This is a genomic window from Actinophytocola sp. (assembly GCF_009379765.1).
GTDB lineage: Bacteria > Actinomycetota > Actinomycetes > Mycobacteriales > Pseudonocardiaceae > Actinophytocola.
This window is the reverse complement of record NZ_WHTD01000113.1, coordinates 1-26,363: the sequence shown is the minus strand read 5'-3', so window position 1 is coordinate 26,363 and position 26,363 is coordinate 1. Positions and strand designations below refer to the sequence as shown.

General features: G+C 73.0%; 26 protein-coding genes. 14 read left to right on the top strand and 12 right to left on the bottom strand.

The annotated features are described in order from the left end of the window. Both GEV28_RS28840 and GEV28_RS28835 read right to left on the bottom strand, forming a co-directional pair. Nucleotides 1–2,506, bottom strand: a 2,506-nt coding sequence (locus tag GEV28_RS28840; protein WP_291415568.1) for a glycosyltransferase family 2 protein, incomplete at its 3' end; no start/stop codon positions are given. 78 nt (nt 2,507–2,584) lie between these two features. Then, nucleotides 2,585–2,899 (bottom strand): WhiB family transcriptional regulator, encoded by a 315-nt coding sequence (locus tag GEV28_RS28835; protein ID WP_291415572.1) that lies wholly within the window; start codon nt 2,897–2,899, stop codon nt 2,585–2,587. A 240-nt stretch (nt 2,900–3,139) separates the two neighbouring features. Between GEV28_RS28835 and GEV28_RS28830 the strand changes: the two genes are divergently transcribed. The 5 genes from GEV28_RS28830 to GEV28_RS28810 all read left to right on the top strand — a co-directional run bounded on the left by GEV28_RS28830 (nt 3,140) and on the right by GEV28_RS28810 (nt 7,088). Continuing rightward, nucleotides 3,140–3,916 (top strand): site-2 protease family protein, encoded by a 777-nt coding sequence (locus tag GEV28_RS28830; RefSeq protein ID WP_291415567.1) that lies wholly within the window; start codon nt 3,140–3,142, stop codon nt 3,914–3,916. Nucleotides 3,917–3,951: 35 nt separating this feature from the next. Further along, nucleotides 3,952–4,968, top strand: coding sequence for a 2-phospho-L-lactate transferase (gene cofD, locus GEV28_RS28825; RefSeq protein WP_291415566.1), 1,017 nt, complete (start codon nt 3,952–3,954; stop codon nt 4,966–4,968). Next, nucleotides 4,961–6,157 carry a coenzyme F420-0:L-glutamate ligase gene (locus GEV28_RS28820; protein WP_291415565.1) on the top strand — a complete coding sequence of 399 codons (1,197 nt, stop codon included), beginning with the start codon at nt 4,961–4,963 and terminating at the stop codon, nt 6,155–6,157. Before cofD ends, GEV28_RS28820 begins: the two co-directional genes overlap by 8 nt. Further along, entirely contained in the window at nt 6,154–6,705 is a 552-nt protein-coding gene (locus tag GEV28_RS28815; protein WP_291415564.1) for an NUDIX hydrolase, read from the top strand. Before GEV28_RS28820 ends, GEV28_RS28815 begins: the two co-directional genes overlap by 4 nt. Nucleotides 6,706–6,809: 104 nt before the next feature. After that, nucleotides 6,810–7,088 (top strand): YggT family protein, encoded by a 279-nt coding sequence (locus GEV28_RS28810; RefSeq protein WP_291415562.1) that lies wholly within the window; start codon nt 6,810–6,812, stop codon nt 7,086–7,088. A gap of 5 nt (nt 7,089–7,093) precedes the next feature. Here the strand turns inward: GEV28_RS28810 and GEV28_RS28805 are convergent, their stop codons facing one another. Beyond that, a complete protein-coding gene (locus GEV28_RS28805) occupies nt 7,094–8,014 on the bottom strand; it encodes a DNA-3-methyladenine glycosylase 2 family protein (protein WP_291415561.1) in 921 nt (306 codons plus the stop codon). 176 nt (nt 8,015–8,190) lie between these two features. Here GEV28_RS28805 and GEV28_RS28800 point away from each other — a divergent pair, with 176 nt between their 5' ends. Next, nucleotides 8,191–9,303 carry a mannose-1-phosphate guanylyltransferase gene (locus GEV28_RS28800; RefSeq protein ID WP_291415560.1) on the top strand — a complete coding sequence of 371 codons (1,113 nt, stop codon included), beginning with the start codon at nt 8,191–8,193 and terminating at the stop codon, nt 9,301–9,303. 180 nt (nt 9,304–9,483) lie between these two features. Next, nucleotides 9,484–9,897, top strand: coding sequence for a hypothetical protein (locus GEV28_RS28795; RefSeq protein ID WP_291415559.1), 414 nt, complete (start codon nt 9,484–9,486; stop codon nt 9,895–9,897). A 96-nt stretch (nt 9,898–9,993) separates the two neighbouring features. Here GEV28_RS28795 and GEV28_RS28790 read toward each other — a convergent pair whose 3' ends face one another. From GEV28_RS28790 to GEV28_RS28780, 3 genes are all read right to left on the bottom strand, one after another. Continuing rightward, the gene (locus tag GEV28_RS28790) at nt 9,994–10,854 is read right to left on the bottom strand and encodes a glycosyltransferase family 2 protein (protein WP_291415557.1); all 861 of its coding nucleotides are present in this window, start codon (nt 10,852–10,854) and stop codon (nt 9,994–9,996) included. Between the two features lie 18 nt (nt 10,855–10,872). After that, on the bottom strand, nt 10,873–12,021 hold the full coding sequence (locus tag GEV28_RS28785) for a glycosyltransferase family 1 protein (RefSeq protein ID WP_291415555.1): 1,149 nt from the start codon (nt 12,019–12,021) through the stop codon (nt 10,873–10,875). Nucleotides 12,022–12,085: 64 nt separating this feature from the next. Beyond that, nucleotides 12,086–13,216, bottom strand: a complete 1,131-nt coding sequence (locus tag GEV28_RS28780) for a glycosyltransferase family 1 protein (RefSeq protein ID WP_291415553.1) — start codon at nt 13,214–13,216, stop codon at nt 12,086–12,088. Between the two features lie 24 nt (nt 13,217–13,240). Between GEV28_RS28780 and GEV28_RS28775 the strand changes: the two genes are divergently transcribed. The 3 genes from GEV28_RS28775 to GEV28_RS28765 are packed head-to-tail and all read left to right on the top strand — an operon-like array spanning nt 13,241 to nt 17,854. Next, the gene (locus GEV28_RS28775) at nt 13,241–14,191 is read left to right on the top strand and encodes a glycosyltransferase family 2 protein (protein WP_291415552.1); all 951 of its coding nucleotides are present in this window, start codon (nt 13,241–13,243) and stop codon (nt 14,189–14,191) included. 59 nt (nt 14,192–14,250) lie between these two features. Then, the gene (locus GEV28_RS28770) at nt 14,251–16,761 is read left to right on the top strand and encodes a glycosyltransferase (protein WP_291415550.1); all 2,511 of its coding nucleotides are present in this window, start codon (nt 14,251–14,253) and stop codon (nt 16,759–16,761) included. Continuing rightward, entirely contained in the window at nt 16,754–17,854 is a 1,101-nt protein-coding gene (locus tag GEV28_RS28765) for a glycosyltransferase family 1 protein (RefSeq protein ID WP_291415548.1), read from the top strand. The genes GEV28_RS28770 and GEV28_RS28765 overlap by 8 nt, the downstream gene beginning before the upstream one ends. Here GEV28_RS28765 and GEV28_RS28760 read toward each other — a convergent pair. The 3 genes from GEV28_RS28760 to rfbB all read right to left on the bottom strand — a co-directional run bounded on the left by GEV28_RS28760 (nt 17,841) and on the right by rfbB (nt 20,105). Next, a complete protein-coding gene (locus GEV28_RS28760; RefSeq protein WP_291415546.1) occupies nt 17,841–18,140 on the bottom strand; it encodes a multidrug efflux SMR transporter in 300 nt (99 codons plus the stop codon). The genes GEV28_RS28765 and GEV28_RS28760 overlap by 14 nt on opposite strands. Nucleotides 18,141–18,205: 65 nt before the next feature. Then, nucleotides 18,206–19,111, bottom strand: coding sequence for a dTDP-4-dehydrorhamnose reductase (gene rfbD, locus GEV28_RS28755; RefSeq protein WP_291415545.1), 906 nt, complete (start codon nt 19,109–19,111; stop codon nt 18,206–18,208). 1 nt (nt 19,112) lies between these two features. Continuing rightward, nucleotides 19,113–20,105, bottom strand: coding sequence for a dTDP-glucose 4,6-dehydratase (gene rfbB, locus GEV28_RS28750; protein WP_291415544.1), 993 nt, complete (start codon nt 20,103–20,105; stop codon nt 19,113–19,115). Nucleotides 20,106–20,248: 143 nt separating this feature from the next. On the opposite strand from rfbB, the gene GEV28_RS28745 reads away from it, so the two are divergent. The 3 genes from GEV28_RS28745 (at nt 20,249) to GEV28_RS28735 (ending at nt 24,139) form a co-directional block, all read left to right on the top strand. Next, nucleotides 20,249–21,862, top strand: a complete 1,614-nt coding sequence (locus GEV28_RS28745; protein ID WP_291415543.1) for an LCP family protein — start codon at nt 20,249–20,251, stop codon at nt 21,860–21,862. Nucleotides 21,863–21,958: 96 nt separating this feature from the next. After that, a complete protein-coding gene (locus GEV28_RS28740; protein WP_291415542.1) occupies nt 21,959–23,293 on the top strand; it encodes an LCP family protein in 1,335 nt (444 codons plus the stop codon). A gap of 93 nt (nt 23,294–23,386) precedes the next feature. Further along, complete coding sequence (locus GEV28_RS28735; RefSeq protein ID WP_291415541.1) at nt 23,387–24,139, top strand: TIGR03089 family protein; 753 nt, start codon at nt 23,387–23,389, stop codon at nt 24,137–24,139. Here the strand turns inward: GEV28_RS28735 and GEV28_RS28730 are convergent. Together GEV28_RS28730 and GEV28_RS28725 are read right to left on the bottom strand one after the other, a co-directional pair. Continuing rightward, entirely contained in the window at nt 24,078–25,049 is a 972-nt protein-coding gene (locus GEV28_RS28730; protein ID WP_291415570.1) for an MFS transporter, read from the bottom strand. The genes GEV28_RS28735 and GEV28_RS28730 overlap by 62 nt on opposite strands. Then, nucleotides 25,019–25,270 (bottom strand): hypothetical protein, encoded by a 252-nt coding sequence (locus GEV28_RS28725; RefSeq protein ID WP_291415573.1) that lies wholly within the window; start codon nt 25,268–25,270, stop codon nt 25,019–25,021. The genes GEV28_RS28730 and GEV28_RS28725 overlap by 31 nt, the downstream gene beginning before the upstream one ends. 91 nt (nt 25,271–25,361) lie before the next feature. Between GEV28_RS28725 and GEV28_RS28720 the strand changes: the two genes are divergently transcribed. Then, a complete protein-coding gene (locus tag GEV28_RS28720; protein WP_291415540.1) occupies nt 25,362–26,237 on the top strand; it encodes a winged helix-turn-helix transcriptional regulator in 876 nt (291 codons plus the stop codon). On the opposite strand, the gene GEV28_RS28715 is transcribed toward GEV28_RS28720, so the two are convergent. Further along, nucleotides 26,227–26,363 (bottom strand): acyl-CoA dehydrogenase family protein (locus GEV28_RS28715; protein WP_291415569.1); only part of this gene is annotated, 137 nt, incomplete at its 5' end. The genes GEV28_RS28720 and GEV28_RS28715 overlap by 11 nt on opposite strands.

The window sequence follows — 26,363 nt, the reverse complement described above, 5'->3', positions numbered from 1 at the left end:
TGAGCAGCCCCAGCAACAGCCCCCAGCCGACCACGAGCAGCCCGGCCCCGGTCCAGCCGACCTCGGCCGGCCCGCCGATCAGCGGACCCGCCGGGAACCTCAGCACCAGCGCCACCGCCAGCCCGCCGAGCAACGCCAGCGCCAGCCCCGCCAGCACCGCGCGCCGCGGCCGGACCGCGACCCCGACGAGCACCGCGACGCCGACCACCAGTCCCACCAGCGGCCACGCGCCCGGCCCGCCCGGGTCGAGGCTCAGCAGTTCCAGGGTCGTCGGCGGGACCGGGCCGACGTGCCCGCCGAGCCCGTGCAGCACCACCCCCGGATGCTGGATCAGCACCGCGGGCCACGGCAGCAGCAGCGCGAGCGGCATCAGGACGAGCACGAACAACGCGGTGACCCGCCGCCTGCCGTCCCCGCGCCGGCCGGGTACCAGCACGAACCCGGCGAGCGCGTAGGCCACCAGCAGCACGTGCACCAGCGGCGCGAACGCCCCGAGCACCGCCAGCCCGAACGCCGACGCCGCCGCGATCGACAGCCAGCGCGACGACCCCGCCGCGCGGGTCCGCCCCAGCAGCGCCACGATGCCCGCGGTCACCAGCGGCAGCAGGATGTGCGCGACCACGACGTCCAGCCGGCCCTGGGACACCGCCGCGGTCGCGGGCGGCAGCAGCGCGTACGCCGCCGCGACCAGGGCCCGCACCCAGCGGTGCACCGGCATGCTCCGGGTGGCGACGTACGCGGCGAGCCCCGCCAGCGGCAGGTCGCCGAGCAGCAGCACGGCCACCGCGGCCTGGGTCCCGCCGACCGGCGCGAGCACGGCGCCGAGCCCGCCGAGGACTGCGAGCGCGGCCGGCGCGGGCGCCGCGGTGCCGCCGGCGACCGGGTGCCAGGTGGCGAGGTAGGTCGACCAGGTCGCGGGGAGGTCTGGCATCGGTAGCAACCGGCCGCCGGCGAGGTCGATGCCCAGGCGCGCGGAGTTGAGCCACAGGCCGAGCCCGAGCAGGCCGACGACCAGCAGCACCGGCGGGGCGAGCAGCACCTGGCGGGCCAGCCGGGCCCGGTTGACCTGGACGATCACGAGGTCGGGCTGGGTGACCGGGGTGCCGTCGCGCGGCACCGGCGACGGCCGGGGCACCGGCGATGGCCGCAACCCCGGCGGCAGCTCGGCGGTCGGGTCGGCGCCGGGAAGGTCGAGCGACAGGGCGACCGCGGTGGCCGGCCGGCGCAGTCCGCCGGAGCGCCGCGGCCGGCCGCTCACCCCGGCGGGCAGCGCCTGCGGCCCGACGGGCAGCCGCGCGGGAGTCGTGTCCGCCTCGGCGGGCAACCAGACGGTGTCGCCGTCGGTGGCGTCGGGCAGCCGGCCGAGCGCGGCGTCGGCCTGCAGCCTGCGCCGGACGAGAAGGGCGATGGCGGCCCGGATCGCGTTGCGCAGCCGGGTGAGCCGGCTGGTGAACAGCCCGCGGACGCTGCGCACCCGGACCGTGGCCCGGCGCAGCGTCCGTGCCTCGCGCAAGCCCGCGCCGCCACCGAGGACGTAGCCGATCGCCCGCAGCTCCGCCCTGCACTCGTCGAGCCTGCGCTGCATGGCGAAGCCGAGCGCGCGCACCAGGCTCAGGACGGCGAGCCGGGGAATACCGATCAGGAACGACAGCAGCGAGCAGTTGACGAGGAACGTGCGCAGCCCCTGCGCGCGGTCGACGGTGCGCGTCGAGCCACGCAGCGCCGGGGTGCGGGCCTCCGTGCCGCGCAGCCGGTTGGGCACCGCGCGCACGTGCCGCATCCGCGCCGCCGGCACGCACAGCACCACCGCGCCGGCCCGGTTCGCGCGCCAGCCGAAGTCGATGTCCTCACGCAGCAACGGAATCTCGGGGTCGAACCCACCGAGCCGCTCCCACAGCTCGCGCCGCACGAGCATGCCGGCCGACGGGACCGCGAGCACCTCGGTGCTCTGCCCGTACTGGTGCCCGCGGCCGAGCCTGCTCCAGTCCAATTCGGACGGTCCGAGGCCGGTCTGCCGGTGCCCGGAGGCATCGGTGGACAAGCCGGCCTCGACCACGAGCCGAGGGTCGTCCCAGTCCAGGGCGAGCGGGCCGAGCACACCGGCCGCCGGCGACGCGTCGGCGGCGGCCAGCAGCGTCGAGAGACAGTCCGGGTCGGGCGCACAGTCGTCGTGCAGTACCCAGATCCAGCCGCCGGGGTCGCCCCAGCGTTCGATGGCCGCGGACACGACGTCCAGCACCGCGGCCGCGAAACCCGTGCGGCGGTCCCGCGTGAGCACACCGTCGAGCACCCGGTCCTCGCCCCGGACGGCGTCACTGAGCAGCCGTGGCGTCTCGTCGAGCGAGCCCGCGTCCACGGCCAGCACGTGCCGCGGCCGCGGCGCCGACGCACGCATCGCCGCCAGCGCCGACGGCAGCCACTCCTCGCCGTCGTGGCACACCAGCACCGCCAGCACCGGCGCGGTGCGCAGTACCGGGGTGCTACCGCGAGGGCCGTGGCGAGGCATTCGCACAACATGCCATGAACGGCGCCCACGCGGCGCCGAGCACGCCCAACCCTGCGGCTGTGGATGAAAAAATTTCGGTTAGATCACGCGCTTCTTGAGCTTGCGCCGTTCCCGCTCGGACAGCCCGCCCCAAATGCCGAACCGTTCGTCGTGTGCCAGCGCGTACTCCAGGCACTCCGAGCGCACCTCACACCCCTGACAGATGCGCTTGGCCTCGCGGGTCGAGCCGCCCTTCTCGGGGAAGAACGCCTCCGGATCGGTCTGCGCGCAGAGGGCGCGCTCCTGCCACTCCTGCTCCTCCGCGTCGTCGAACAGGTCGGCGAGCACGCCGAGCTCCTCGTTCGGCTGCTCCCCCCACTCCACGACGCGACTCCCATCGGTCATTCCCTGCATGTGCATGTCCCGTCCGCCTCCTCGCCTTTCGCGCTCCCCGGGTTGGCGGACACCACTCACCATCTCAACCGGTGAATGACATCGATGTGATTACACCCGTGTCATCGCGGCGCGTCAAGCGGAGTACCCGGGTGGGTGATGCCGTATGGGGCAACCGGAAACAGGGCCACCACTTGGCCACACAACGGGAAAACGACCTACCCGCACGGGCGACAACGTCGAGACTGGCAGACTCGTGGTGTGCAGCGATCAGCGGTCCGGCCTTCGCCCGTGTTCCTCGCCATCCTGGCGGTCGCCGTCCTCGGTGGCGTGCTCATCGCGTTCGGCACCGATGACGCGTACTGGGAGGGCAACCCGCCGGCCATGATCATGGCCGGCACCTTCCTGCTCGTTCTCGCCGGTTGGGGCGTGTCGCTGTGCCTGCACGAGTTCGGCCACGCGATCGTCGCCTACCGGGGCGGCGACCGGGAGGTCTACTTCAAGGGCTACCTGACGCTGGACCCGCGCCGTTACACCGACCCGGTGTTCAGCCTGGTGCTGCCGCTGCTGATCCTCGCGATCGGCGGCATCCCGCTGCCCGGCGGCGCGGTGTGGATCAACCACCATGCGTTGCGGTCCAAGAAGATCGACTCGATGGTCTCGCTCGCCGGGCCGCTGTCGAACCTGGTGCTCGGCGGCCTGCTGATCGTCTCGGTCGAGGTGTTCGACCCCTCGGTGCCGATCGCCGGCGCGCTGTCGTTCCTGGCGATGTTCCAGGTCATGGCGTTCGTGCTGAACATCCTGCCGATCCCCGGGCTGGACGGCTGGGGCGCGCTCGAGCCGCACCTGTCCTACGAGGCGCAACGGTTCGGCGCGAAGGCCCGGCCGTGGGCGCCGCTGATCCTGTTCGCGTGCCTGATCGGCATCCCCGGCGTCAGCAACGTCTTCTGGAGCATCTCCGACGCGGTCTACAGCGCCGTCGGCGGGGACGGCTACCTGTCCGACGTGGGCAACGTCGCGTTCTTCTTCTGGCGCTGACGGGCCGGCCTCAGCCGCGTGCGAGGATCGCGGGTGTGAAGGTCGTAGTCGTTGTCGGCGGGGTCGGCGGGGCGCGGTTCCTGCAAGGTGTGAAGCACGCTCTGGGGCTGCCGTCGGTGGGTTCGGCACAGGGCGCGGCGGAGTCGCCGCACGAAATAGTTGCCATCGTGAACACCGGCGACGACGTCTGGCTGCACGGTCTGCGGATCTGCCCGGACCTGGACACCTGCATGTACACCCTCGGCGGCGGCATCGACACCGGGCGGGGCTGGGGCCGGACCGGCGAGACCTGGACGGTCAAGGACGAGCTGGCCGCCTACGACGCGGGCTCGGACTGGTTCGGGCTCGGCGACAAGGACATCGCCACCCACCTCGTGCGCACCCGCATGCTGCGGGCCGGATACCCGCTCTCGGCGGTCACCGAGGCGCTGTGCGCGCGCTGGCGGCCGGGCGTGCGGCTGCTGCCGATGTCGGACGACCGGGTCGAGACCCACGTGGTGGTCGACGAGCCGGACTCGGGTGAGCGCCGCGCGATCCACTTCCAGGAGTGGTGGATCCGGCACCAGGCCAAGCTGGCGGCGCACTCGATCGTCCCGGTCGGCGCCGAGGAGGCCACGGCCGCGCCGGGCGTGCTCGACGCGATCGCCGGGGCGGACGCGGTGCTGCTGGCGCCGTCGAACCCGGTGGTCAGCGTCGGCACCGTGCTGTCCGTGCCGGGCGTGCGGACGGCGCTGGTGAAGACCGGCGCGCGGATCGTGGGCGTGTCCCCGATCGTCAACGACCGGCCGGTTCGTGGCATGGCCGACGCGTGCCTCACCGCGATCGGCGTGGCGACCACGGCCGAGGCGGTGGGCCGGCACTACGGCTCACGCCGGCACTCGGCCGAGGGGCTCCTGGACGGCTGGCTCGTGCACACCGGCGACCCGGCCGCGCTGCCCGGCGCCGTGCCGGACGTGGACGTGCGGGCCGTGCCGCTGCTGATGTCCGATGTGGACGCCACGGCGGGCATGGCGCGGGCTGCGTTCTCCCTCGCCGGAGTCTCCGTTGAGTGACCACTCCGCCGCGCGGCTCGAGATCCTGCCCGTCGAGGGGCTGCCCGAGTTCCGCCCCGGCGACGACCTGAGCGGGACGATCGCCGCCGCGGCGCGCTGGCTGCGGTCCGGTGACATCGTGGTCGTCACGAGCAAGATCGTGTCCAAAGTGGAGGGTCGGCTGGTACGCGTGCCGGCCGATCCCGAGGAGCGCGACCGGATCCGGCGCAAGCTGGTGTTCGACGAGTCGGTGCGGATCCTCGCCCGCAAGGAGCGGACCCTGATCACCGAGAACCACCTGGGCATCGTGCAGGCCGCGTCCGGCGTCGACGCGTCCAATGTGGCCGGTGACGAGCTGGCCCTGCTGCCGGCGGACCCGGACGCGTCGGCGCTCGCGCTGCGCAACGGGCTGCGCGACCGGCTCGGCGTCGAGGTGGCGGTGGTCGTCACCGACACGATGGGCCGGGCGTGGCGGGTCGGGCAGACCGACGTGGCGATCGGCTCGTCGGGGCTGCGCGTGCTGCACCGGTACCGCGGTCAGGTGGACCGGCACGGCAACGAGCTCGCGGTCACCGAGATCGCGGTGGCCGACGAGGTGGCGGGTGCGGCGGACCTGGTGAAGGGCAAGCTGGGCGCGACGCCCGTCGCGGTCGTGCGGGGCCTGCGGATCGGTGACTCCGACTCGCGCGCGAGGGACCTGGTGCGCCCGGTCGACGAGGACCTGTTCCGGCTGGGCACCGAGGAGGCCGTCGCGCAGGGCCGCCGGGAGGCCGTGCGGCTGCCCCGACCGGTCCGGTCGTTCGACGACACCCCGGTGGACCTCGCCGCGCTGCTCCGGGCGGTGGCGGCGGCGCTGACGGTGCCCGGTTCCGGGTCGGCGCGGTTCGTGCACCTCGCCGATCGGGCCCAGCGCAAGCAGCTGCTGGACGAGCTCGCCGCGGACGACGTGCTCTACGGGGCGACCGAGATCGTGCTGGCAGGGGCCGGTTCGCCGTTCGATGCGGGCGCGGCGGTGCGGAGCCTCACGGTCGCGCTGGCGGCCGAGGGGCTGGGCTCGTGCTGGGTGCCGATCGCGCGGGCGGACGTGGCGCGCTCGGCGCTGGAGCTGCCGTGGGAGCCGCTGGGCGCGGTCGCGCTGGGCCACCCCGCGGACGGCCCGCTCACCCCGCGCCCCGAGACCGACCCCGACGACCGGTTCGTGCGGCGATGAGCCTGCACGCGGACACGGTCGCCGCGCTGACCGACTGGCAACCGTCGGCGCGGGGTCAGCAGTCGCTGCGCCAGGCGTTCCTGGCGTTCCTGGCCGCACGTCCCGACGCGTGTGCGCGGTCGTGCGAACCGGGTCACATCACGGCGTCGGCGCTGGTCCTCTCCTCGACCGGCTCGCACGTCCTGCTGACCCTGCATCCCCGGGTCGGCGCGTGGCTCCAGCTCGGCGGCCACTGCGAACCGGACGACGCGACCCTGGTGGATGCCGCACTGCGCGAGGCGTCGGAGGAGTCCGGCATCGAGCGCCTGACCATCGAGCCGACCCCGGTGCACGTCGACGTCCACCCGATCACGTGCTCCCTGGGCGTCCCGACCCGTCACTTCGACGTCCGGTTCGTGGTCCACGCCCCGGCGGGCGCGCAGCCGGTGCGCAGCGACGAGTCCCTGGACCTGCGCTGGTGGCCGTTGGACGACCTCCCGGACCCGACGGGCACGAGCGGCCTGGCCGACATGCTCGCGGCGGCCGGCCGCCTCCCGACCCCGGCCTGACCTGAAATTCCGCTGAGAAACACCGCGAAAACGACACTTCCGACCCGGTCCCGCACGTTGGAACCGGTAGGCGGCCAGCGTGGCCGTCACGGAGGAGCCTTGTCATGAGCCTCATCGGGACCCTGCTCGGATATGCCTTGACGGTGTTCGTGCTGCTGATGATCGCCCGGATGGTCCTGGACTGGGTGCGGGTGGCGACCAGCGGCGGTCCCTGGTGGGTACACCGGGCCCGCACGCTGGCCCACGCCGGGACCGAGCCGGTGATCGCGCCGGTGCGGCGGGTGCTGCGGCCGGTGCGCGCCGGTGGCCTGTCGATCGACCTGGCGTTCACCGCGGTGTTCGTCGTGGCACTGATCCTGCGCTCGGTCGCCTTCAGCCTCTGACCGCGTCACATGTCGCGGTACTCGCGCGGGGCGAAGCGCGGGCCGAACCTCGGCCGGGAGATGCCGCCGGCCTCCAGGTACCGCACCACCCGGTGGCGGTGCGGGGCGTACGGCGCGAGCACCTCGAGCATCCCCGCGTCGTCGAGCTTTCGGCCCAGCAGCGCGTAGCCCACGATGCTCGGGATGTGGAAGTCGCCGACGCTGATCGCGTCCGCGTCGCCCCAGGCGCGTTGGGCCACCTCGGCCGCGGTCCAGAAACCGATGCCCGGCACGGTCCGCAGCAGGTCACGGCCCTGCTTGCCGCGTAGCGACGCCGCCCGTTCCAGCCGGTGTGCCGCGTGCGCCGCCGCCACCAGGGCACGCCGGCGGGCGCCGTCCACGCCGGCCTTGTGCCACTCCCAGTCGGCGATCGACAGGATGGCCGCGGGCGTCGGCGGAACCCGCATCCCTGCCGGGGCCGGCCCGGGGGGCTCGGCGCCGAACCGGCGGCACAGGTCCCGCCACGACCGGCGGGCCTCGTAGCCGGTCACCTTCTGCTCCAGGATCGACGGCACCAGCAGGTCCCACACCCGACCGGTCGACCCCAGCCGCAACGCGGGCATCCGCCGGCGCAGCTCCGCCACCAGCGAGTGGTGCGCCTCGAAGTCCGAGTCTTCGTCCAGCGCGCCCAGCAGCGCGGGCACGCCGTCGAGCAACGACGACGCACCCGGACCCCACGCCGAGGCCCGCACCTCGCCACCCGGCCGGCGCAGCGCGAGCGTGCCCGCACCGTCGGGGGTGTTCGCGACCAGCCACGTCACGCCGTCCGCGGTGCGGCGGAACGCCGGGTCCGCCGCCCCGCGGCGCAGGGGCGCGAGCACCCCGGGCACGTCGAGCGGGAAGTCCGGGGCGAAGGCGCGGTGTTGGGTTGGCTCGCTCCGTGTCATTGGCTCGCTCCGCTCGCCGGTGAGTGAGCCGGACATCAGCCCCCGTCGCATCGGCTCGCTCTGTTGCGCTGACTCGCTTCGCTCGCTGGTTCGTGGGCTTTCACCCGGTGACGGGTCGCTCGCTCGCGGGTAGCTCGCTCGCGGGATCCGACCGTACCCCGGTTATCGTCATTCGAATGAGGCCTACCGATTTGCACATGGTGGTGCCCGCCGGAGGCAGCGGGACCAGGTTGTGGCCGCTGTCGCGGGCCGCCAACCCGAAGTTCCTGCACGCGCTCACCGGTACCGACCGCTCGCTGCTGCAGGCCACCTTCGACCGCCTCGCGCCGCTGTGCACGCCGGAGCGCCTGCTGGTGGTCACCGGCACCGCGCACGCCACGTCGGTCATCCGCCAGCTGCCGGAGCTGCCGGAGCGCAACATCCTGGTCGAGCCGTTCGCGCGCGACTCGTGCGCGGCCATCGCGCTCGCGGCCGCGGTGATCGAGGAGCGCAGCCCCGGCGCGGTGATGGCGTCGTTCGCCGCCGACCACCTGATCACGAACACGGCCGCGTTCGCCGAGGTCGTCCGGCACGCGGTCGAGGGCGCCGCGGCCGGCCGGCTGATGACCATCGGCATCACCCCGACCCGGCCCGAGACCGGCTACGGCTACCTGCGCTGCAGCGAGCCCGCGCGACCCGGCACCGTGCAGACCGTGGTGGAGTTCAAGGAGAAGCCGTCGCTCGAGGTGGCCACCGATTACCTCGAGTCCGGCCGGTACCTGTGGAACGCCAGCATGTTCCTGTGGCGCACGGACGTCTTCCTCGCCGAGCTCGCCGCGCGCCGCCCGGACGTGCACGACCCGATCCGCACCATCGCCCGGGCGTGGGACGGTGACGAGCAGGAGGCGGTGCTCGCCGAGTGGTGGCCGACGATCCCGAAGGTCGCCGTCGAGTACGCGGTGATGGAGCCGGCCGCCGCGGAGGGCAAGGTCGCCACCGTTCCGGGTGACTTCGGCTGGAACGACATCGGCGACTTCGAGACCCTCGGTGAGCTCCTCGGCCGGGACATCGGCGGCTCGCGGGTGGTCGACGTGACGGGCCTGAAGGACTCCCCGCCGGTGCTGGTCGTCGACGGTGACGGGGTCATCGCGGTGCCGTGCTCGTCGCGGGTGATCGCGACGCTCGGGGTGACCGACCTGATCGTGGTCGACACGGCCGACGCGGTGCTCGTCTGCCACCGGGACCGGGCCCAGGACATCAAGAAGCTGACCGAGCTGCTCCGCGAGCGCGGGTACGTCGCGCACGTGTGAGTGATCTATTTCCGTTCTTCGCTGACGCGGCGGGCAGAAAGGAATACGCTGGGGCACGAACATCCACACGGCGCAGGGAGTGGTCGAGGCATGGACCCCCGTGAACGGGCTGACGTCACGCTGGCGCGGGCTCGGGCGCGAGGCGCCTTCGTGGTGACACCCGAAAGCGCCGTTTCGCCGATGGACGCCACCAGCACGCTGCAGATCCCGCGTGCGGTCGTGTCCGCCAACGACGAACGGCAGGACGACCCGGAAGCCACGATGGTCGTCCCCGGACCGTTGGCCCGCGGTCACGGCCTGCCGTCGGCGCGGTCGGAGGAGAACATCCCGGCCATCGCCCAGGAGGCGATGACCGACGTGGTCGGCACGCCGCCCGGCATGCGCTCCCGCCAGCGCCGCCTGGAGGACGCGAGGACGAGGCAGCAACAGGCGGCGGCGCAACGCCAGCAGGCCGGCGCACCGGCTTCGACCCAGCCCTCGACCCCGGCTCCCGCGCCGGTTCCCCAGCAGCCCGAGGAGCTGGACGGCCTCATCCCCACCACGAAGCAGCCCCCCACGACTGGGTCGAGCCTGTCCCAACGCCTCGACGGCTAGGCCATGTCGCGGGTGGTGGCGAACCGTCTGGTCGCATCGCCCGAATCCGAACGCCGGCAAGAGAAACAGCGCTGCCTACGCGCGGCGTCGACCGGGTCAGGGTTTGCGGGTCTCCATCCTCAGGCGGGTCGCGAGGCCCGCGCGGATGGCCAGCCGGACCGGGACCCAGCGCCATCCGGGATGCCGGTCGGCGATGAAGAGGTACGCGCTCGAATGGTGGGCGGCCAGCATCGCGTTCGAGGAGCGGGCCGTCGAGTGGCCCTGGATGTGCACGACCTCGGCCGAGGGCACGTAGACGTTCTGCCAGCCGGCCTTTCCGAGGCGGTCACCCAGGTCGACGTCCTCGAAGTACATGAAGTAGCGCGGATCGAAGCCGTCCACCGAGTCGAATGCCTCGCGACGCATCAGCAGGCAGGAACCGGACAGCCACCCGGCTTCCCGCTCGGCCACGGAGGTGTCGGACTGCTTGTACGCCTTCGTCCACGGGTTCCCGCGCCACACGCGGCCGACGACGGCGTGCCCGATCCCCCGGCCCAGCGACGGCACCAGCCGCGCCGACGGGTAGACCGCACCGGACACCTCCTTGATCAGCGGGCCGAAGGAGCCGGCCCTCGGCCACCGGGAAGCCGCCTCCAGCAGGGTGTCCAGGGAACCGTCGCCCCACTCGAGATCTGGGTTCGCCACCACGATCCAGCCATATGAGGAGTCCAGCGACGCGATGCCGCGGTTCGCGGCCGTCCCGTAGCCGAGGTTCCCGCCGGTGTGCAGCAGGCCGACGTTGTCGCGCGCGGCCGCTGCCCGCTCGGGGGCGCCGTCGGTGGATCCGTTGTCCGCCAACACGACCCGCACCGGCCGGGAGGTCGCCTTGGCCAGCGTGTCCAGGCACCGGTCGAGGGTCTCGCCCGGCGAGTAGGTCACGATGACGACGGCCAGCTCAGAGCCATAATCCGCGGACATGGCCAGCTATTCTCCACGTCAGCGCCCGCGGCGATGCACCCGGTGCGCTCGCTCGTACGCCGCCCGGTGCGCCTCGGCGCTCGTCAGCCACGAGAACTCCTTCGCCCGCCGCTCCGCGGCCGCCGCCAGGCCGGACCGCAGGCCCGGGTCGTCCAGCAGCTCACCGAGCGCCGCCGCGATGTCCCCCGCGCCGACCCCGCAGTACGCCACCGCGTCGCCGCCGACCTCGGGCAGCGCCAGGCGCCGGGTGGTGAGCACGCAGGCCCCGCAGGCCATCGCCTCCAGGACCGGCAGGCCGAAACCTTCGCCCAGCGACGGATACGCGACCAGCTCGGCGCCGCCGAGGAAACCCGCCAGGTTGTCGAACGGCAGGTAGCCCGCGCGGATCACGCGCAGCCGGTGCGGCACGTCGTCCAGCGCGCGCTCCACCTGACGGTCCCACCCCGGCTGACCGGCGAGCACCAGCGCGGGCGGATCTGTGCGGCCACGGCACGCCGCCGCGAACCCGCGGATCAGCGCCGGCACGTTCTTGCGCGGCTCCAGCGCACCCAGGAACGCGACGTAGCGCTCGGCCGGCCCGAGGCCGACGAGCGACCGGACCGCCGCGACCTCCTCGGCCGTCGGCAGGTGGAACCGCTCGCTGTCCACACCGTGCTGGATGATCTCCAGCCGCCGCAGGTCGGCGCCCGCCACCCTGGCGAGCTCGGTCGCGGTCGCGGTCGAGGGCACGACACACAGCGACGCTCGCGCGAGCGCGGTCCGCGTCCACGCCCGGAAGAACCGTGCCTTGATCGAGTGGTGCAGCACCGCGTCGGTGAAGAACGTCGCGTCGTGCAGGGTGACCACCGACGCCGCCGGGTTCGCGAGCGCGGTCGTGTAGTGCGGCGAGTGCAGCACGTCCACGCCCAGGCGCCGGACCAGCCGCGGCAGCGTCGTCTGCTCCCAGGTCAGCCGCGCGGTGCGGGTGGCGTTGGACTCCGACGTCGGCACGATCCGCGAGCCGGGCGCGAGCCGGCCGTACAGCTCGACGTCGCGCGGCTGACACACCACGCTGATCGGCGCGCCGTCCGAGTCGAGCGCGAACACGAGCGAGTCGACGTAACGCCCGACGCCACCGCGATCCGCGGGCACAGCGGTCGCGTCGATGAGTACGCGCGGTTCGGGCACGTGTGCAGACTACGACTGTGAGCATCCCCAGCTGTCCCGACTGGGTGAAAAACCTACGGAACCGCTAACGGGCGCTCGCCATCTCGAAGAACCGGGTGTGCAGCCGCCACAGCTCGGTGGCCGCGTGCTCCCACGTGAACGCCTGCGCCCGCAACCGGCCCTGCGCCACCCGGCGCGACGTACTCGGGCCGTCGTCCAGCACCGCGCGCAGCGTCGCGGCCAGCGTCTTCGGGTCGCCGCGCGGCACCACCGCACCGGTCCCGCCCGCGACCTCGACCAGCGCCGGCACGTCCGAATGCACCACCGGGACACCGAGCGCCATCGCCTCGAGCACCGGCAGGCCGAAGCCCTCCGCGCGGCTCGGCACCGCGAGCACCGACGCGCGGCGCAGCACGACCGCGAGGTCCTCGTCGCTGATCCGGCCGAGCACCCGCAGCCGCCCGTCGGCCAGGCCGTACTTCTCGGCGAGCGCGGTCAGGTCGACCTCGCCCCAACCGTGCGGACCGACGACGACAAGCGGCAAGTCCGGCGCGTACGGCTTGGCCATCGCCTCGATCAGCACGTCCAGGCCCTTGCGCGGCTCGACCGTGCCGACCGCGAGCACGTACCCGGAGGGGAGGTCGAGAGCGGCCGCGGTGGCGTGCTCCTGGGCCGCCTCGATCGGCGCGAGCAGCGCGGACGGCACCCCGTGCGGGATGACCGCGACCGTGGCCGGGCCGTGCGCGTACCGCTCGAGCTCCTCGGCGACCGCGATGGTCGGGACGACGATCGCGTTGGCCCGCTCGGCCGCGCGCCTGATCATCGCCTGGTGCCACGCGGCACCGCGGCGGGTGAGCGTCTCCGGATGCGAGAACGGGACCGTGTCGTGCACGGTCACCACGAGGCAGCGGCCGCGCCTGGGTGCCGGCGGCGCGAGCGGGGTCGGCGCGTGCACCGCGTCGCCGCCCGGCCAGAGGTGGACGCCGCGCTCCCACAGCGCGGTCAACGCGCGGCGGGGCAGCGGGAGCGCGCGGGGGCCGGCGACCGTGGGGACGTCGGCGGCGGAGAGGTCCCGGTGCGTCGCGGTCACGCCGGCGACGGTCCAGGTCGGCGGGGCGCTCGCGGCCATGGCCGTAACGAGCTCGCGCGTGTACCGCCCGGTCCCGCCCGGGACCGGGGCCAACAACTGCTCGGTGAGCACGACGAGCTCTGGCACGGGCACAGAGTACGGTCGACCGCCGTGACCACGGGGAACGACACGGCAAGAACCACGGTTGTCGTGGTGACCTGGCGCGGCCGCGAGCACGTCACGGCGTGCCTGGACGCGGTCGCCGCGCAGACCCGGGCGCACCGGATCCTGGTGGTGGACAACGCATCCGACGACGGCACGGCCGCACTGCTCGCCGCGCATCCGGCCCGACCCCGCACGCTGCGCCAGGAGGCCAACCTCGGCTACGCGGGCGGGCTCGCCGCCGCGCTGCCCGGCGTCGGCACCGAGTTCGTGGCCTGGCTCAACGACGACGCCGCGCCCGCACCGAACTGGCTGGAGCTGCTCGAGGACGCGCTCGACGAGGACCCGGCGGCGGCCGCGGCGAGCGCCCGGACGGAGTCGGCGGGCGGCGAGCCGATCTCGCTGGGCGTCGCGCTGACCGCCGACGGCCACGGCGCCGACCTCACGAACGGCGCCCCTGCGGTGTTCGGCTTCTGCGGCGGCGCGGCCCTCCTGCGCACCGAGGCGCTGCGCGACGCGGGCGGCGTCCCGGCCGAGTTCTTCTGCTACTACGAGGACACCGACACCTCCTGGCGGCTGCGGCTCGGTGGCTGGTCCGTCGTCCCGGTGCCGGACGCCCGGGTCACCCACCGGCACGGCGCGAGCACGCGGCCCGGCTCGCGCTCGTTCCACCGGTGGAACGAGCGCAACCGGCTCTACATGCTCATCCGCTGCGCCCCGGCCGGGGTCGCGGCCCGCGAGTGCGTCCGGTTCGCCGCGCTCACCGCGGTCCTGCCGCTGCGCCGCCTCGCCGGGCGCGCGGTGCCGGCCACGTGGAACTTCCGCACCGGGCTGCGGCTCCAGGTGCTGGCCGAGGTGCTGGTCCGACTGTTCCCGCTGGCCCGCGAGCGCCGGGACGTCGCCAGGCGGGCCGCGGTCCCGCGCTCCGCGGTGTGGCGTTCGGCGAATCCGGCGGGTTAACCGCTCGTCACGTGGGGTGATAGGGCAGGCTTACCCCACAACCACAGCGAGGAGCTTGCGTGCCCGAACAGGCGCACCGACCGGCCGTCTCGGTGATCGTGGTCAACTACCGCGGCGCCGAGGACACCATCGCCTGCCTGCGCGCCCTGCGCGACGAGCTGGACTACCCCGCCGAGCTGCTGCAGGTCATCTGCGTGGACAACGACTCGGGGGACGGCGGCGCCGACCGGATCAGACAGGTGCCCGGCGTCGAGGTCGTCGAGTCGGGCGCCAACCTGGGCTTCGCCGGCGGCTGCAACCTCGGCGCGAGCCACGCCACCGGCACCGTGCTCGCCTTCCTCAACAACGACGCCCGCCCGCATGCCGGCTGGGTCACCGCGGCCGTCGAGGTGCTGCGTGCCGAGCCGACCGTCGCCGCGGTCGCCAGCAAGGTGCTCGACTGGGACGGCGAGATCATCGACTTCGTGGACGCCGGGCTCACCTGGTTCGGCATGGGCTACAAGCGCCACGCCGGCCAGCCCGACACCGGCGAGCACGACGTGGCCCGCGACGTCCTGTTCGCCACCGGCTCGGCGATGTTCGTCCGCGCCGGGGTGTTCCGCGAGCTCGGCGGGTTCGACGAGCGGTTCTTCATGTTCTACGAGGACGTCGACCTCGGCTGGCGGCTGAACCTGCGCGGCTGGCGGGTGCGCTACGTCCCCGAGTCGCTCACCTTCCACCGGCACCACGCCTCGATGTCCAAGGTGGACTCCCCGGACAACGCGCGCGAGCTGTTCCTGCTGGAGCGCAACGCGTTGGCCGCGCTGTACAAGAACCTCTCCGACGGCACGCTGGCCAAGGCGCTGCCCGCGGCGCTCGCGCTGGCCGTGCGCCGCGCCACCGCCCGCGGCGACGTCGACCCCACCCAGCTGCGGATCGGCGGGCCGGACACCGGTAAGTCCACTGTGGAGATTCCGAGGACCACGCTCGCCGGGCTGCTCGCGATCGACCAGTTCGTCGAGCTGCTGCCCTCGCTCGCGGGTGCCCGGGAGATCGAGCAGGCCGCCAGGGTGCGCTCGGACGCAGATCTCCTTCCGTTGATGCGCAACGCGATGGAGCCCGCCTACCCGCTGCCGCGCTACCTCGCCGCGCACGCCGTGCTGGTCGACGTGTTCGGCCTGGAGGCGGCGTTCGGCGGGCGCCGCAAGATCCTCGTGGTCACCGGCGACGCGATCGCCGACCGGATGGCCGGGCCGGCGATCCGCGCGTGGAACATGGCCGACGTGCTGGCCGCCGAGCACGACGTCCGGCTGGTGACGGTCAACCCGATGTGCGCGCCGCCCGAGGCGCCGTTCGGGGTGTTCCGGGCCAAGCGCCGCGAGCTCGGCCCGCATGTCGCGTGGGCGGACGTCGTCGTGCTGCAGGGCCACGCGCTGGAGCTGGTGCCGGAGCTGAAGCGGGAGAGCTCCACCAAGATCGTGGTCTGCGACATGTACGACCCGATGCACCTGGAGCTCCTCGAGCAGGGCAAGGACGACACCGACGAGCAGCGCGCGCTCGACCTGATCGGCGTCACCAAGGTGCTCAACACCCAGCTGGAGCGCGGCGACTTCTTCCTGTGCGCCTCCGAGCGGCAGCGGCACTTCTGGCTCGGTCACCTCACCGCGCTCGGCCGGCTCACCCCGGCGCTCTACGACAGCGACCCGACGGTCCGCTCGCTGCTCGCGGTGGCGCCGTTCGGGCTGCCGGGCAAGCCGCCGCAGCAGTCGGCCTCGCCGATCAAGGGCGCGCTCGGCGACATCGCGCCCACCGACAAGGTCGTGCTCTGGGCGGGTGGCGTCTACAGCTGGTTCGACCCGCTGACCCTGCTGCACGCGGTGGACACGCTCGCCAAGCGGCACGACGACGTCCGGCTCGTGTTCCTCGGCATGAAGCACCCGAACCCCGAGGTGCCGGACATGGACATCGGCGGGCGGACCCGGCTGCTGTCGCTGCGGCTGGGGCTCACCAACCGGCACGTGTTCTTCAACGAGACCTGGGTGCCCTACGACGAGCGGCAGAACTGGCTGCTCGACGCGGACTGCGGGGTCACCACGCACTACGAGCACGTCGAGACCACGTTCGCCTTCCGCACCCGGGTGCTCGACTACCTGTGGGCGGGGCTGCCGATCGTCACCACCGACGGCGACGCGTTCGCCGACCTCGTGCGCACCGAGCGGCTCGGCGTCGTGGTGCCCGCCGAGGAGCCCGGCGCCCTCGCCGACGCGCTCGAGCGGGTGCTCTACGACGAGGAGTTCGCCAGGGCGGCCCGCGAGCGGATCGCCGTCGTGCGCGACCGGTTCACCTGGGAGACCGTGCTCGCGCCGCTCGTCTCCTTCTGCCGCAACCCGGTGCCGGCCGCGGACCGGCTGCCGGGCGCCGGGCCGCTGGTGTACAACAAGCCGCTGCGGGTCGGCGAGATCGTCCGCCGCGACATCGACCTCGTGAGGTCCTATTTGGACTCGGGCGGGCCTGCCGAGCTGACCAAGCGGGCCGCGGGCCGGGTGCGGCGGCTCGCCGCCGAGCGCTGGAAGGGCCGACGCGATGGCTAGGGCACCTCGGGGCGGGCCGATCCGGGTGCTGCTGGACGGCACCCCGCTGCTCGGCAACCGCACCGGGATCGGCCGCTACACCGCCGCGCTCGCCGAGGAGCTCGCCTCGATGTCCGATGTGGACATGCGGGCGGTGGCGTTCACGCTGCGGGGCTGGCGCAAGCTGCGCAAGGTGCTCCCGCACGGTTCGCGGGCGCGGGGCATGCCGGTGTCCGCGCGGCTGCTGCGGCGGTGCTGGCTGCGTGCCCCGTTCCCGCCGGTGGAGCTGTTCGCCGGGTTCACCGATGTCGTGCACGGCACCAACTTCGTGCTCCCCGCCGCGGTGCGCGCGGCCGGCGTGCTCACCATCCACGACCTCGCGTTCCTCGACGCGCCCGACGACCTGCCACCCAGCGACGAGACGCTGCCGCGGCTGGTCGCGCGGTCGGCCGAACGGGCCGACATCGTGCTGACCCCCACCCGGGCGGTCGCCGACGTCACCGCCGAGCGGCTCGGCATCTCCTCGGACAAGATCGTGGTGACCCCGCTGGGCGTCGACCCGGCATGGTTCACCGCGCGGCCGCCCAGCGATGTGCTGCGCAGGCGGATCGGGCTGCCGAACAAGGAGTACCTGCTGTTCGTCGGCGCGGCGGGCCCGCGCAAGGCGCTGGGGTGGCTGCTCAAGGCGCACGAGGCCACCGCGGACCTGCCGCCGCTGGTGCTCGCCGGCCCTGGCCACAACCGGCGGGACGGCCAGGTCCGGTCGATCGGCTATCTGTCCGATGTGGACCTCCGATCGGTGGTCGCGGGCGCGGCCGCGCTGGTGCTGCCCTCGCGCGACGAGGGCTTCGGCCTGCCGGTGCTCGAGGCGATGGCGTGTGACGTGCCGGTGGTGTGCTCGGACCTGCCGGCGCTGCGCGAGATCTCCGGCGGCCACGCGAGCCTGGTGCCCTACGGCGACATCGAGGCAATGGGCGTGGCGCTGACGACCGCCCTCGCGAGTCCGCCGTCGCCGACCACACTCGCCGCGCGGCGCGCGCACGCGGCCGAGTACACCTGGCGGCGCACCGCGGAGCTGACCGTGGCCGCGTACCGCCGCGCTATGGGCTCGTAGCCCTGGCCAGCGCGACCCCGCCGACGATCAGCACCAGGGCCGCCATCCGGCCGACGCCGAGCGGGTCGTTGTGGACGAGCACACCCGGCACGATCGCCCCGGCCGCGCCGATGCCGGTGAACACGGCGTACGCGGTGCCGACCGGCAGCGTGTTCATCGCGAGCGACAGCAGGTACACCGCGCCCGCGGCCAGCACGAAGCACAGCGGCGTCGGCAGCGGCCGGGTGCCGTTCTCGGTCGGCTTGATGCTCTGCGACCACGCGACCTCCACCAGACCCGCGAGCACGCCAACTCACGACTCCCCCCTCGCGGGAGTCGCCAGCGGGGTGCCGAACGGCCGGCCCGCGGGGCTCAGCCGCCGCGCAGCGCGTCGCCGTGCTCGGCGAACGCGGCGGTCAGCGCCTCGCGCCACGGCCGCAGCGGGGTGAGCCCCGCGGACCGCCACTCCTCGTCGGACAGCACCGAGTACGCCGGGCGCGGCGCGGGCCGCGGGAACTCGTCGGACCCGCACGGCTTCACGCGCTCGGGGTCCAGGCCCAGCTCGTCGTACACCGCGCCGGCGAGCCCGAACCACGTCGTGACACCGCCGCCGGTCGCGTTGAGGATCCGGGCGGCGGGACCGTCCGAGACGACCCGGCCGGCCAGCTCGAGCAGACCCGGGGCCAGGTCGCCGGTCCACGTCGGCGACCCGCGCTGGTCGTCCACAACGGACACCGTGTCGCGCTCGCCGGCGAGGCGGGCCATCGTCTTGACGAAGTTGGCGCCGTACGCGCCGTACACCCACGCGGTGCGCACGACCCACGCCTGCGCCCCGGAACCGAGCACGGCCTCCTCGCCGGCCGCTTTCGTGGCACCGTAGACGGACCGCGGCTCCAGCGGGTCGTCCGTCCGGTATGGACGGTCGGCGTCGCCGGCGAAGACGTAGTCGGTGGACACGTGCACGAGCGGCACCTGGTGCGCCGAGCACGCCGCCGCGAGCAACCGCGGCCCGTCCGCGTTGACCGCGAACGCCTTGCTGCGGTCGGACTCCGCGGCGTCGACCCCGGTGTAGGCGGCCGCGTTGATCACGACCGGGGCCAGCGCGGCCTCGGCGGCGGCCGCCGCCAGGGTCTTGACCGCCTCGATGACCGCGCCCGCGTTGGTGATGTCCAGCTCGGCCGAGCCCGGCGCGCGAACCTCGTAGTCCGCGGGGGCGCGCGCCACGAACTCGCGACCGAGCTGACCGGACCCGCCGGGCACCAGCAACGCGAGCGACATGTCAGTTCCCGGGGAGCTTCGCGCGGTCCTTCAGCGCCTCCCACCAGGCCCGGTTCTCCCGGTACCAGGCGATGGTGCTGGCCAGGCCCTCATCGAAGGACATCAGCGGGCGGTAGCCCAGCTCGGCGGAGATCTTGGTGATGTCCACCGAGTAGCGCCGGTCGTGTGCCTTGCGGTCGGGCACCCGCTCCACGACGGACTCGTCCACGCCGAAGGCCTCGAGCAAGCGGTGGGTGAGCTCGAGGTTGGTGAGCTCGGTGCCGCCGCCGATGTTGTAGATCTCGCCCGGCCGGCCGGAGTCGGCGACCAGCTGGATGCCCCAGCAGTGGTCGTCCACGTGCAGCCAGTCGCGCACGTTGCGACCGTCGCCGTAGAGCGGGACCTTCTTGCCGTCCAGCAGGTTCGTGACGAACAGCGGGATGACCTTCTCGGGGAACTGGTGCGGGCCGTAGTTGTTGGAGCACCGGGTGACGCACACCGGCAGCCCGTGTGTGCGGAAGAACGAGCGGGCCAGCAGGTCCGAGGACGCCTTCGAGGCGGAGTACGGCGAGTTCGGCTCCAGCGGGTGGGTCTCCGGCCACGAGCCCTCGTCGATCGAGCCGTAGACCTCGTCGGTGGAGACGTGCACGAACTTGCCGACCTCGGCGTCCACCGCGGCCTGCAGCAGCGTCTGGGTGCCGACGACGTTGGTCATGACGAAGTCCGCGGCGCCGAGGATCGAGCGGTCCACATGCGACTCGGCGGCGAGGTGCACGACCAGGTCGGTGCCCGGCATCAGCTCGTCGACGAGCGCGTGGTCGCAGATGTCGCCGCGCACGAAGCGCAGCCGCGGGTTGTCCTTCACGGACTCGAGGTTGGCCTCGCTGCCGGCATAGGTGAGCTTGTCGAGCACGACCACCTCGGCGTCGGCCAGCGTGGCGTACGCGCCACCCAGGACCTTCCGGACGTAGTGCGATCCGATGAAACCGGCGCCACCGGTGACCAACACCCGCATAGAAGCTCCACCAATTCCTTCACTCGGAGATGAACCCGCGAAGGGCACTATTGCGTCCTAATCGATAGCAAGACCGCAGCCACCGAGGTCACGCCTCGGTATCCTACTGGTCAAGTTCCGTCGGGGGACGGGGAGGAGCGTGCGTGGAGGAACGTACGCAGGTGCTGGCTGCTCCCATGCGGGCGCCCAGCGGGTGGCGCCGTGCCGGCCGGTACACCGGTCGCACGGTGGCGGCGCTGGCATCGGTGGCGGTGCTGGGCACCATGGGTTACGGCTGGTGGGCCGTCGGTGACGTGGACGAGGGAACCGTCACCACGCAGGTGATCCCCAAGGAGGTCGAGGACCAGCGCGTCCCGCTGGACGGCGCGGTCGACATGCTGCTCGTCGGCATCGACAGCCGCACCGACGCCTACGGCAACCCGCTGCCCCGCCAGGTGCTCGACATGCTCAACGCCGGCATCAGCGACGGCGAGCGCAACACCGACACGATGATCCTGGTGCACATCCCGGTCGACGGCACCCGCGCGATCGCCATCTCCTTCCCGCGCGACTCCTGGGTCGAGCTCGCCGGCGACTTCGGCCACCACCGGCTCAACTCCGCGTTCGCCTACGCCTACAACGACGCCAGGGAGCGCTTGGCGAACACCGCGCCCAACGAGAAGGAGCTCGACGCACAGGCCACCGTCGAGGGTCGCAAGAACCTGATCAACACCGTGCAGTCACTCATCGGCGAGGCGGTCACGATCGACCGCTACGCCGAGGTCAACCTGGCGAGCTTCTACGAGGTCACCAAGGCCATCGGCGGCGTCGAGGTGTGCCTGAACCAGGCCACCCACGACCCGAAGTCCGGCGCGAACTTCAAGAAGGGGCCGCAGACGATCGCCGGCGCGCGGGCGCTCGCGTTCGTCCGGCAACGCTACGGCCTCAAGAACGGCGACCTGGACCGGATCGTGCGCCAGCAGGCGTTCCTGGGCGCACTCGCCGACAAGGTGCTGTCCGCGGACATGCTGACCAGCCCGACGAAGGTGCGCGAACTGGTGGCGGCGGTGCAGAAGTCGGTGGTGCTGTCCAACGGCTGGCAGCTGTCGACGTTCGCCGCGCAGATGTCGGGCCTGTCCAGCGGTGGCATCGACTTCTACACGATCCCTACGCTCGGCGACGCGAAGATCGGCGGCGCGGACGTGCTCGACGTCGACCCGGCGCAGGTGGCCGCGTTCGTCAAGTCGCTCACCTCCGACGGGTCCACGACGAGCTCGACGGCCCCGCCGCCGTCCGACCCGCGCACGCCGGGCACCTCGACCACCACCAGCAACCCGCCGGCCGGGTCGGACGAAGGCAACCGGCCGTCGCTGGGCCTGGTCACCGTCGACGTCCAGAACGGCTCCAACACCACCGGCCTCGCCGCCGCGGTGCGCGACAGCCTGGCGCAGAAGGGCTTCAACCCCGGCGAGATCGGCGACTCCGGGGTCCGCGACGCGTCGGTGATCCGGTTCGCGCCGGGCGAGCGGAACCTGGCCCAGTACGCCGCCGAGGAGCTGGGTGCCCCGTTCCAGCTGGAGGAGGACGCGAGCCAGCCGGCCGGGCGGCTGTCGATCGTGGTGGGCCTCGACTACCAGCCACCGGCCGCGGGCCTCACCGGCGACCACCTGCTGACGATGGGCCAGCCGTCGACATCGCCGGCCGCGCCGGCCGCGCCGTCCTCGGACAACCGGCCGCCACCCCAGCTGAACGCCCAAGGGCTGAACTGCGTGAACTAGTTCCTCCATGCGGTGGACGGCGGCCCGAAGAGGCGAGTTCCGCCGGTCGCGTTCGTTAGCCTGGACCGGGGTCCGTCGCGGGGGAGGTGAGCTGGGGTGCCGGAGGAGTCCGATGCGGACGAGCCGACCACCTATGCCGCCGCCGTCGGCTCGGTGCCCGACTGGCCCGACGAGCTCGACGAGCCGGACCCCTCGGACGGCGACCAGGACGACGAGGACGGGCCGGCACCTGCCCGCCCGCACCGCCGGGTGTCCCCGTTGCTGGTGCTCGGCCGGGTCGTCGTGGGGCTCGTGTCCGCGGTCGCGCTCGCCGCGATGTCTATGGTCTACCTGCGCGTCGACGAGCTGGACAGCAGCAAGAACACCACCGACGCGGTGGCCGAGGCGCAGCAGGGCAAGGACGCGCCCGCGCCGGACGACGGCGCCAACGACATCCTCATCGTCGGCAACGACAGCCGCACGGACATGCAGGGCAACCCGCTGTCCGATGAGCTGCTGAAGGAGCTGCGCACCGAGGCCACCGAGACGCTCAACACCGACACGCTGATCCTGCTGCGGATTCCTCGGGACGGCGGCCGGGGGGCGGCCATCTCGATCCCGCGCGACACGTCGGTGCAGGTGCCCGGTCTGGGGCGGGACGAGAAGATCAACGGCGCGTTCGGCATCACCAAGGCGCTCACCGCCGAGAAGCTGGTCAACGGGGGCGAGAAGGACCGGGCCAAGATCGAGCGGGAGTCCGACGACGCCGGCCGCACGGCGTTGATCCAGACCGTGCAGGTGCTCACCGGCGTGCGGGTCGACCACTACACCGAGGTGAGCCTGTACGGGTTCTACCTGCTCACCGAGGTCATCGACGGGGTGGACGTGTGCTTGAAGCGGTCCACCAGCGACCCGGACTCGGGGGCGTCGTTCGCTGCGGGGCCGCAGACCGTGCGCGGCGGCGACGCGGTGTCGTTCGTGCGCCAGCGCAAGAACCTGCCGCGGGGCGACCTCGACCGGATCGTGCGGCAGCAGACGTTCCTGTCGGCGGCCATGAGCAAGGTGCTCTCCGGCGACCTGCTCACCAACAACGCGAAGCTGAACGCGCTGGAGGACGCGGTGTCCAAGACCGTGGTGATGGACGACGGCCTGCACTTCCTGGAGCTGGTCAACCAGGCGCAGGTGCTCGCGTCCGGGCAGGTCCAGTTCGTCACGATCCCGGTCACCGGGGTGGGGGCACGCAACGACCGCGGGCAGAGCATCATCACCGTCGACCTCCCGGCGGTGCACAAGTACGTGGCGGGGCTGGTCTCCGCCAACCCGCCACCGCCCGCGCCACCGGCGACCTCCCCGCCGGCCGCTCCCCCGTCGAAGTTCGCCGGCGCCCGGATGCTGGACCTGACCGCGCCCGCCGCGGCCGCGGCCCGGGCCGCCGTGCCGTGCGTGTACTGAGCATGGAGTCCGCATGAGCTCACGCAACCAACCGGCGAAGTCGGGTACGCGAATGCGGACCACGCCGAGCGGCAGCGAGGCAGGTGTTACAGCATGAGCCTCACCGAGACGCTGCTGCGCCCGTACGCCGGGTCGCCCGCCCGGCCGATGGTCACCCACTACGACGACGCCGCGGGTACCCGGGTGGAGCTGTCGGTGGCGAGCCTGCGGAACTGGGCGGCCAAGACGGCCAACTGGCTGGTCGAGGAGCACGACGTCGAGCCGGGGTCCCGGGTGGCCACGCTGCTGCCGGCGCACTGGCAGACCGCCGGGGTGCTGCTGGGCGCGTGGTGGTGCGGCGCGAACGTGGTCACCGATCCGCTCGACGCGGCGGTGGCGTTCGTCCCGCCGTCGGGGTCGGCGGTGGGCGCCCGGACGGTGGCCGCGGTGTCGCTGGACCCGATGGGCATGGACCTGCGCGGCAACGTGCCGGCCGGCATGGTCGACTACATCGCCGAAGCACGCGTGCACGGCGACGACTTCCTCGCGCTCACGCCGGTGCCCGGCGCCGTCCGGTGCCTCGACGGGTCCACAGTGGACGAGGTACTCGAGGTCGCGCGGCAGCGGGCCGGCACCAAGGACCTGACGAGCTCGTCGCGGGTGATGTCCACTGTGGAATGGACCACGGCGGAGGGGATCATGGACGGGCTTCTCTCGGTGCTCGCCGCCGGCGCCTCGCTCGTCCAGGTCACCAACCCGGACGCCGACCTCCTGGCCAAGCACGCGAGCACCGAGCGCAGCACGTTCAACCAGTTCGACCCGGGGCCAGCTCTTCCGCCAGCTGACGAAGGTGACGCACCGGGCTGAACCACAGCAGCACCGGGCCGGCCAGGGTCAGCACGCACGTCACCCACAGCGCCTGCCGGGTGCCGACCGCCTCGGCCACCGCGCCGGCGGCCAGGGCACCGAACGGAATCGCGCCCCACGAGACGACCGCACGGTCGCCATCACCCGGGACAGCAGCTCCGGTGGGCTCGCCACCTGCCGGTGCGTGCGGGTCGCGATGCTGAACACGACGACCCCGCTGCCGAAGCCGATGTTGGCGACCGCGAACGCGACCATCCCGGGCACGCCCGAGCCGACCGGCATGAGCAACGTGGAGAAGCCGCCACCGCACGCGGCCACCAGGACCGCGCGGGCGCTGCCCAGCCGCGCGATCATGCGTGCCGCGAGCGTGGCACCAAGCAGCGCACCTGCCCCGTCGGCGGCGATCAGGAGGCCGACCAGCGCGGGGCGAGGCGAGCAGGTCGCGGACGAGGAACACGGGGATGAGCGCCATCAGGGCACCGTTGGCGAAGTTGATCGCCGTCGCGCCGAACATGCACGGGCGCATCACCGGGTGGCGCACGACGAACCGCCAGCCCTCTCGGATGAGGGTCGTCATCCGCGGCCTGTCCTCGGCCGGCGCCGCCGCGCCGGGTGGCAGGCCGCGCAGGAGCACCGCCGAGGCGACGAAGCTGACCGCGTCGACCAGCAGGGTCGGGACGGCGCCGAGCAGCTGGACGACCAGGCCGCCGAGGCTGGGGCCGCCGAGCTGGGTCGTGGAGTAGGTGGCGGAGACGAGGCTGTTACGCGCGGTCAGCTCGGCACGGCTGACGATGGACGGGAGGAACGTGGCGCTGCCGATGTCGAAGACGACGTTGGCGAGGCTGATCACGAGCGCCGCGCCGACGAGGTGGGCCATGGTCAGCTGCCCGAGCCACCAGGTGACGGGGATCGACCCGATGGCCAGCGCACGACGAGGTCCATGGCGACCTGGGTCGCGCGCAACGGGAGCCGCCGCACGATCACACCGGCCGGCAGGCCGATGACCGCCCACGCGAGGTAGGTGGCGGCGGTGAGCAGGCTGACCTCGAACGCCGAGGCGTGCAGCGTGCTGACCGCGACCAGCGGCAGGGCCACCGTGGTGACCGCGGTGCCGACGTTGCTGACCGTCATGGCCGACCAGTAGCGCCAGAACATCCATCCGCCTAGCGAGTTCACAATGGGAACTCACTATATTGGTGTCAGGCTCCCGAAAGCGAGGGGTATGAAGCACAGCGATCTCGCCGACGCCGACTGCGCCATCGCCCAGGCCCTGGGCGTGGTCGGCGACTGGTGGACGCTGCTGATCGTGCGCGACGTGGCGGGTGGCATCGCCCTCTTCGACGACCTGCAGCGCGAGCTGTCGATCAGCCGCAAGACGCTGACCGAGCGGCTGAAGCTGCTGGTGGCGCACGGGGTTCTCGAGCGTCGCGCCTACTCCCGGCACCCGCCGCGGTACGAGTACCACCTGACCGACACGGGCCGCGGCTTGCTACCGGTGCTGATCGCCCTGCAGGACTGGGGCACCCGCCACGTAGCCGGCGACGGTTCCCTCACCGCGACGTCGACCCCGACGTCCGCGGAGGCCCGCCGCGTGCACGGGCTGGTCGGCAAGCGCCTCCCGGAGATCCCGCTACCGTCGCACACCGGCACGACGCTCGACCCGGCAGGCGCGGGCTGGACCGTGCTGTACGCGTTCCCGGGCGCCTTCGCGCCGGAGGGCAACCCGTTCCCGCCCGGCTGGTCGGACATCCCGGGCGCCGCGGGCTGCACCCTCGAGTCCACGACCTACCGCGACAGGTACCCCGCGTTCGCGGCGCTGAACGTGACGGTCCACGGCTTGAGCACCCAGCGCCCGGACCAGCTCCGCGCGTTCGCCGACCACGCCGCGCTGCCGTTCCCCCTCCTGTCCGACGAGGACCTGAACCTGGCGGCGGCGCTGCGGCTGCCGACCTTCCGGGCGGCGGGCGTGGACCGCCTGAAGCGCCTGACCCTGATCATCGACCCGGCCAGAACGATCCGCGCGGTCCAGTTCCCGATCACCGACCCGGCCGGCTCGGTCGACGAGTCCCTCACCCGGCCGGCGGAGCTCAGCCCTTGAGCAGGGCGCGGGCCATGACCATGCGCTGGATCTGGTTGGTGCCCTCGTAGATCTGGGTGATCTTGGCGTCGCGCATCATGCGTTCCACCGGGAAGTCCTTCGTGTAGCCCGCGCCGCCGAAGAGTT

Excerpts from the sequence above, each read along its gene's own strand:
- GEV28_RS28835 (WP_291415572.1), bottom strand. The coding sequence starts at position 2,899 with ATGCAGGGAATGACCGATGGGAGTCGCGTCGTGGAGTGGGGGGAGCAG.
- GEV28_RS28815 (WP_291415564.1), top strand. The coding sequence starts at position 6,154 with ATGAGCCTGCACGCGGACACGGTCGCCGCGCTGACCGACTGGCAACCG.
- GEV28_RS28810 (WP_291415562.1), top strand. The coding sequence starts at position 6,810 with ATGAGCCTCATCGGGACCCTGCTCGGATATGCCTTGACGGTGTTCGTG.
- GEV28_RS28805 (WP_291415561.1), bottom strand. The coding sequence starts at position 8,014 with ATGACACGGAGCGAGCCAACCCAACACCGCGCCTTCGCCCCGGACTTC.
- GEV28_RS28800 (WP_291415560.1), top strand. The coding sequence starts at position 8,191 with ATGAGGCCTACCGATTTGCACATGGTGGTGCCCGCCGGAGGCAGCGGG.
- GEV28_RS28795 (WP_291415559.1), top strand. The coding sequence starts at position 9,484 with ATGGACGCCACCAGCACGCTGCAGATCCCGCGTGCGGTCGTGTCCGCC.
- GEV28_RS28790 (WP_291415557.1), bottom strand. The coding sequence starts at position 10,854 with ATGTCCGCGGATTATGGCTCTGAGCTGGCCGTCGTCATCGTGACCTAC.
- GEV28_RS28765 (WP_291415548.1), top strand. The coding sequence starts at position 16,754 with ATGGCTAGGGCACCTCGGGGCGGGCCGATCCGGGTGCTGCTGGACGGC.
- rfbD (WP_291415545.1), bottom strand. The coding sequence starts at position 19,111 with ATGTCGCTCGCGTTGCTGGTGCCCGGCGGGTCCGGTCAGCTCGGTCGC.
- rfbB (WP_291415544.1), bottom strand. The coding sequence starts at position 20,105 with ATGCGGGTGTTGGTCACCGGTGGCGCCGGTTTCATCGGATCGCACTAC.
- GEV28_RS28735 (WP_291415541.1), top strand. The coding sequence starts at position 23,387 with ATGAGCCTCACCGAGACGCTGCTGCGCCCGTACGCCGGGTCGCCCGCC.
- GEV28_RS28725 (WP_291415573.1), bottom strand. The coding sequence starts at position 25,270 with ATGACGGTCAGCAACGTCGGCACCGCGGTCACCACGGTGGCCCTGCCG.
- GEV28_RS28720 (WP_291415540.1), top strand. The coding sequence starts at position 25,362 with ATGAAGCACAGCGATCTCGCCGACGCCGACTGCGCCATCGCCCAGGCC.